A 6,392-nucleotide genomic window follows, 5' to 3' on the forward strand; every position below is an offset into this window, starting at 1 on the left:
GCCGATGCCTGCCGATGCCTTGCGAGGCCTGCGTGAAGCGCGCCAGGAAGGCGTCGCGCGCGGCTTCTTCCATGCCGCGCGTCTGTTCCCACACGGGAATATGCGGGTAGCGCCGCCGGAACAGCGTGACCAGTTTTTGCAGGTAGTCGTAGCTGCTCAGGAACRCCAGGTAATTACCGGGCCGGCTTTCATACTGCCGGGCCATCAGGTCGACGATGGGCGAAAGCGAATCGTCACGGTGTTGAAAGCGCGTGGAGACGTCGCTCACCACCGAGACCTGCAGCTGCTCAGCCAGGAAGGGCGATTCCACCTCTGTCCAGACCGTGCCGGCCGGCAGGCCGAGCGTGTCGGCGTAGTAGTTTTGCGGGCTTAGCGTGGCAGAGAAGAGTGCCGTCGACTGCGCGGCGGCAAAACGCGGCGCCAGGAAGGGCGCAGGCACCACATTGCGGATGTTGAGCACCGCGAGCTGCTGGCCGAGTACCTGGCCCAGCGCGTCGCGGCCGGCTTCCTGCTGCAGCGTCACGTCAAACAGCGAGTGTTCGCCAAAGTCTTCAGCCATGCGCGAAAAGTGCAGTGCCTCGAAATAAAAATCCTGCAGTTCGCCGTCCATGCGGGTCGGGTTGGCCAGCAGGAAGTCGGTGATCTGGGTCAGCGCCTGCGCCAGAGTTTTCAGAAAAGGTACGGGCAGCTCGGGATGGACCTGGTAGGCCTCGCCCCGCGCCTGCTGCGCCTCCTGCAATTCCAGCAGGCTGCGGTTGAGCCGCTCCAGTGCGCCGCGAACGGCGCGGGGCGCGGTGGCGTGCACCTGTTGGAGCTGCGCCTGGCTCAGCGTGGCTGAGTACATCTTGCGCGCACGTTCCACCAGGTTGTGCGCTTCGTCCACCAGCACGCCTACGCGCCACTGGTTGCCCACGGCCTGGCCGTGCAGCAGCGCGCTGGTGTCGAAGTAATAGTTGTAGTCGCCCACCACCACATCCGACCAGGTGACCAGTTCCTGGCTCAGGTAGTAAGGGCACACATGATGGGCCAGCGCCAGTTCACGCAGCGCTGCTTTATCGAGCGGGCCTTGTGCGGCGGCATGCTGCACTGCAGCGCTGCGCGCCTGGGGCAGCCGGTCGTAAAAGCCCTTGGCCAACGGGCAGGCGTCGCCGTGGCAGGCCTTGTCCGGGTGTTCACAGGCCTTGTCACGCGCCACCAGCTCCAGCACGCGCAGCGGCAGGGCCGCCGTGCTGTCTTTGATGCGGTCCAGCGCGTCGAGCGCCAGCCTGCGGCCCGGCGTTTTGGCCGCCAGAAAAAACAGCTTGTCGAGTTGCTTTTTCGGCACAGCCTTGAGCAGCGGGAACACCGTGCCAATGGTTTTGCCGATGCCTGTGGGCGCCTGTGCCATCAGGCAGGTGCCGGCCTGGGCTGTTTTGTAAACCGCTTCGGCCAGTTCACGCTGACCCGGCCTGAATGCAGGGTGCGGAAATGCCAGCGTGGCGAGCGCAGCATCACGCGCCTGGCGGTGTGCTAGCTCCTGGTTGGCCCAGGCCAGGAAGCGCTCGCACTGCGTTTCAAAGTACTCCTTGAGCGACGCGGCGGAGAAATGTTCGGTCAGCGGTGTTTCCTGTGTGCTGGCCACGTCAAAGTACACCAGTGTCAGGTTGACGTCCTGCAGCTTTTTGGCTTCGCAAAGCAGCCAGCCGTAAATCTTCAGCTGTGCCCAGTGCAGGTGCCGGCGGTTGTCGGCCATGGCGTGCAGGTCGCCCCGGAAAGTTTTGACCTCTTCAAGCTGGTTGCGTTCAGGGTCGTAGCCGTCGGCACGGCCGCGCACCTTCAGGGTCTTGTACTCGCCCTCCAGGCTGACTTCGGCCTGATAGGACTCTGAAGACTCTGCACGGCGCGATGCCACCATGGCGTGCCCGGCCATGCCTTCCGGTGCGGAGGGTGACGGCGTAAAGCGCAGGTCCAGGTCGCCATGCTTGGCCGTGAACTCGCACAGGGCCCGGACAGCCACAAGGTATTTCAATCGGTAGTCGCTCTCTGAGTCACGTGAACAGGGGAAGGGTTCATGGTAGCGCAGGCGCCGGGCGCCGCCTCCCAAAATCAGCCCAAATAACCCGAATTGTCCGAATTGTTCTTCCCATGGAAAAAGAACATTCCCCGGGCCACCATTTACTGCTGCGCTGTAGCCGTCTACATTGCATGAACGGGCAACAAAAGCGGGGCTGAACGGCTTTGCAGCCCGCAACGACCCTCGCAGAAAGTAACGCGACTCCATGGAACAGATCATTGTGTGGCTCGAGCACTACGGGCTCGCCGCCGTTTTCCTGAATGTCGGGCTGGAACAGCTCGGCTTGCCGATCCCGGCCTATCCGGTATTGATCCTCACCGGCGCATTGAGCTTTAACGGCCAATACTCCGCAGCAGGCCTCATTTTCACCGCCGTACTGGCTTGCCTGGCCGCGGACAGCGTCTGGTACTGGGCCGGTCACCGCTACGGCAGCCGCGTGCTCAAAACGCTTTGCCGCATTTCCCTGTCGCCCGACTCCTGCGTGCGGCAAACCGAATCCATCTTCACGCGCTGGGGTGTCAAGTCGCTCATCCTGGCGAAGTTCATTCCCGGGTTTGCTTCGCTCGCCACAGCGCTGGCCGGACGCACCGGCATTCCCTTCGGCCGCTTTCTGGTTTTTGATGCGCTGGGCGCAACGCTTTACGCCGGTGCCGGCGTGGGGATCGGCATGATTTTTCATGACGCGGTGGCCGACGTGCTGGCCATTTTCGAGCAGATGGGACGCATCGGGCTGATGGTGCTGCTGGCTGCATTTGCGCTCTTTCTGTTGCACAAATGGTGGCAGCGGCAGCGCTTTTATCGGCAGCTGCGCATGGCCCGCATTTCACCGCAGGAGCTGCTGCAGCTCACGCAGCAGAACAAGCCTGCCGTTATCCTGGACGTGCGCACGGAGCTGGCGCGTGCCGGTGGCGGCATTATTCCGGGAGCGCTGGTCTGGTCGGACCTGGACCGTACCCGTGCATCGCTTGATATCCCGCACGATGTCGCCGTGGTCGTTTATTGCGCTTGCCCCAACGATGCTTCTGCAGCCCTGGTGGCCAAGCGCCTGATGGCGGCCGGGTTCAGCAATGTCAGGCCGTTGCATGGCGGCATCGACGCCTGGCAAGCGGCCGGGCTGGCACTGGAATACCCCCAGACTGCCTGAATGGAGTGATGGTAATAATTGCCAAATACCGAACGGCAATTCGTGTAATTCCGAGGACCTATTGATTGCTATAAGAGGAGGTCTTAAGTATGCAAAAACCAGGCCAATCTAATGGAAGGCACGGTCAAAAGAAATCAGGGTGTTGTCCTATAGCGCAATTAAATGCAGCATTACACACTTGCAGTGCGGCAGCTACAGAAAGCGGGGCCTCGATGGAGCCGCGCACCTTTGCAAAGAAAGTCACCACCGGCGGATGAACCCCAGTTTGCCAAGCGCATTCACCGCAGTCCACCGTGAGCCTGGCCTGATGGGTGCGCCCATGCCCCTGCCGCATCGGCCCGGCACGGTTACCCGTCAGGTGCCGCGATGAAACGCGACGAGACGGCAGAGCAATCCCAGCAGCGCATGCAGGCTGAAGCGCTTGCGCTGGCAGCCGCCAATGATGCGTTGAAGCTTGAGATCGTTGAGCAGCAGCGACTGGTCGAATCGCTCAGGGACGACATCAGCAGCTTGCGCAGCCTCGCCACCGTCTCGGCAGACTGGTACTGGGAGCAGGACGCGGAGTACCGTTTTACTGACTTCACGGCCGAGTACAGCAGCAAGTCACAAGATAAGGATCTCGACAGTTCCGTCGGCAAATGCCGCTGGGAACTGCCTGGCGCCCTGCCGGTCACCATGTCATGGGAAGACCACCGCGCCGTGCTGGCGGAACGCAAGCCCTTTCGCGATTTCGAATACATACGCGTGCTGGAGGATGGCGTCGCGCATTATTTTTCCATCAGCGGCGTGCCGGTGTTCAACAAGCATCAGGAGTTCATGGGTTATCGGGGTATTACGCGCGATGTCACGGCCAGCAGGCGCGCGGAGGAAAAAGAACGCAAAGTCGCCCGCCTGCTCGACGACATCGTTGAAAACATTCCGATCGCCATGAACCTGAAAGCCGTCACGGACCACCGTTATGTCGCATGGAATCGCGCGGCGGAAGAGCTTTATGGTTTCACTCGGGCGGAAGCGCTGGGCCATACCGTCCATGATCTGTGGCCCAAGGCCCATGCCCACAACATGCATGCCTCGGATCTCGCCCTGATCGCTGCCGGAAAGATGCAGGAATTCCCCGACCGCCTTGTCCAGACCAAGCACAAGGGCGTCATCCGTGTGCACATGCGCAAGGTTCCGCTGAAAGATTCCAGTGGTGTGGTGACACACGTCCTTGTTACGGCGGAGGACATCACCCAGCAGCTGGCGGACGAAGAGCGCTTGCGCAGCAGCGAACAGCAGTTCCGCAGCCTGACCAGTCTTTCGTCCGACTGGTACTGGGAAACCGATGCCAATTTCCGCTTCACCAAGCTGTCCGGCGGCCAGACGGAAGAAGCCAGGCGCGCCATCAGTGAGCACATCGGTAAAACACGCTGGGAGATCGACCACAGCCAGGCCAACCAGGAGATGTGGGCCCGCCATCGCGCTCTGCTGGAGCGCCACGAAGTCTTCCGCAACTTTGAATACGAACGCGTAGAAAAAGACGGCAAGCGCGTGACCTTGTCCATCAGCGGAGAGCCGATGGTGGACGCCAAAGGCCGCTTCACCGGCTATCGGGGCGTGGGCAGCGACATCACCGCGCGGCTGGAGGCCGAGGCCAAACTGCGCCGCAGCGAAGAGCGCTTTCGCAGCCTCACCGGTCTTTCGTCCGACTGGTACTGGGAACAGGACACAAACTTCCGCAACGTTTTTGTCTCCAATGATCCGCAACGCTTCGCCCTGGGAACCCAGGTCATTGGAGAGGGGCAATGCCGATGGGACCTCCCCAACTCCACACCGCTTGTCGGCACATGGGAAGAGCACAAGGCGGTGTTACAGGCGCATTTGCCGTTCCGCAATTTTGAATACCGGCTGACCAAGGAGGATGGGAGCGTCATTTACCGAAGCGTCAGCGGGGAACCGGTGTTTGGCGACGATGGAACCTTTGCGGGTTATCGGGGTGTGGGTGCCGACATCACGTCACGCAAGGAAGTGGAGATCGCGCTGCGGGTCGGCGAGGCCCGCTTCCGGGCGGTTGTGGGTGCGCTGGCCGAAGGCGTGATCCTGCGGGACGCCCAGGGGCATATTGTTGATTGCAATGCCAGTGCAGAGCGCATCCTCGGCCTGGCCCTGGCCCAGCTCAAAGGCCAGACTTCGGTCGAGCCGGAATGGCAAAGATTCCGCGAAGACGGCACGCCAATGCCCAGGGAAGAGTGGCCCAGTGTTGTCGCCGTGCGTACCGGCCAGCCACAGCTGAACCGTGTGGTGTGCCATCGCAGGCCCGACGGCAGTGAGTTCTGGGCACTGATCAACGTGCAGCCCCTGGTGGACGGGAACGGCGCCCCGTCGGGGTATGTCAGCACCATTACCGACATCAGCAAGCGCCGGCAGGCGGAGCAGGAAATCGTCCGGCTGAACGTCAACCTGGAAAAGCGCGTGCTGCGCAGGACCGCCCAGCTGGAAGTCGCCACCCGGGAGATCGAGGCCTTCTCTTATTCCGTGGCGCATGACTTGCGGACACCGTTGAGCACCATCGACGGATTTTGTGCGCTGCTTGAAAAAGCGGTTCCACCTGAATCGGGTGAGCGCGCACATCATTTCATGGGCCGCATACGCAGCAGTGTGCGCCGCATGGGTGAGCTGACCGATGGCTTGCTGTCCCTGGCCCAGTTGTCGCGGACCAGCCTGAACTGGGAGTCTGTCGACATCAGTACCGAGGCGGCCAAGATCATCAAGCAGTGGACGGAAAACGATCCTGACCGCCGGGTGCGGATCACCGTCGAGCCCAACCTGTGGGGCCGGGCGGACGTTGCATTGCTGCGTCAGGTGCTGGAGAACCTGATCGCCAATGCATGGAAGTTCACCTCGAAAAAACCGCACACCGAAATCCTGGTCGGAAAAGAAGCAGGGGCCGAGGACCAGGTGGTGTATTTTGTGCGGGACAACGGTGYCGGCTTCGACATGGCGTATGCCGACAAGCTCTTCGGCACTTTCGAGCGGCTGCATTCACCGGAAGAGTTCGCCGGCAGCGGCATCGGGCTGGCCACGGTCAAACGCATCATCACCCGCCACGGCGGAAAAATCTGGGCCAAGTCGGCAGTGGGTGAGGGCAGTACCTTTTATTTCACGCTCGGAGGCGAKCAGGCCGGTGCCATGCCGGCTGAGGGGGACGTGTTTGAC

Annotated in this window: 3 protein-coding genes; 2 read left to right on the forward strand and 1 reads right to left on the reverse strand. The window is 61.7% G+C overall.

From position 1 onward, the window contains the following. A partial coding sequence (locus tag AC1DWI_RS10845; protein WP_477724818.1) for an ATP-dependent DNA helicase occupies positions 1–2,008 on the reverse strand: 2,008 nt, incomplete at its 3' end. Positions 2,009–2,258: 250 nt separating this feature from the next. Here AC1DWI_RS10845 and AC1DWI_RS10850 point away from each other — a divergent pair. Both AC1DWI_RS10850 and AC1DWI_RS10855 read left to right on the forward strand, forming a co-directional pair. Beyond that, positions 2,259–3,197: a DedA family protein/thiosulfate sulfurtransferase GlpE gene (locus AC1DWI_RS10850; RefSeq protein WP_477668200.1), complete on the forward strand. Its 939-nt coding sequence runs from the start codon at positions 2,259–2,261 to the stop codon at positions 3,195–3,197. A gap of 366 nt (positions 3,198–3,563) precedes the next feature. Then, positions 3,564–6,392: PAS domain S-box protein (locus tag AC1DWI_RS10855; protein WP_477724819.1), on the forward strand; the 2,829-nt coding region annotated here is incomplete at its 3' end.

The sequence above is a fragment of the Polaromonas sp. P3_C2 genome (genome assembly GCF_056402675.1).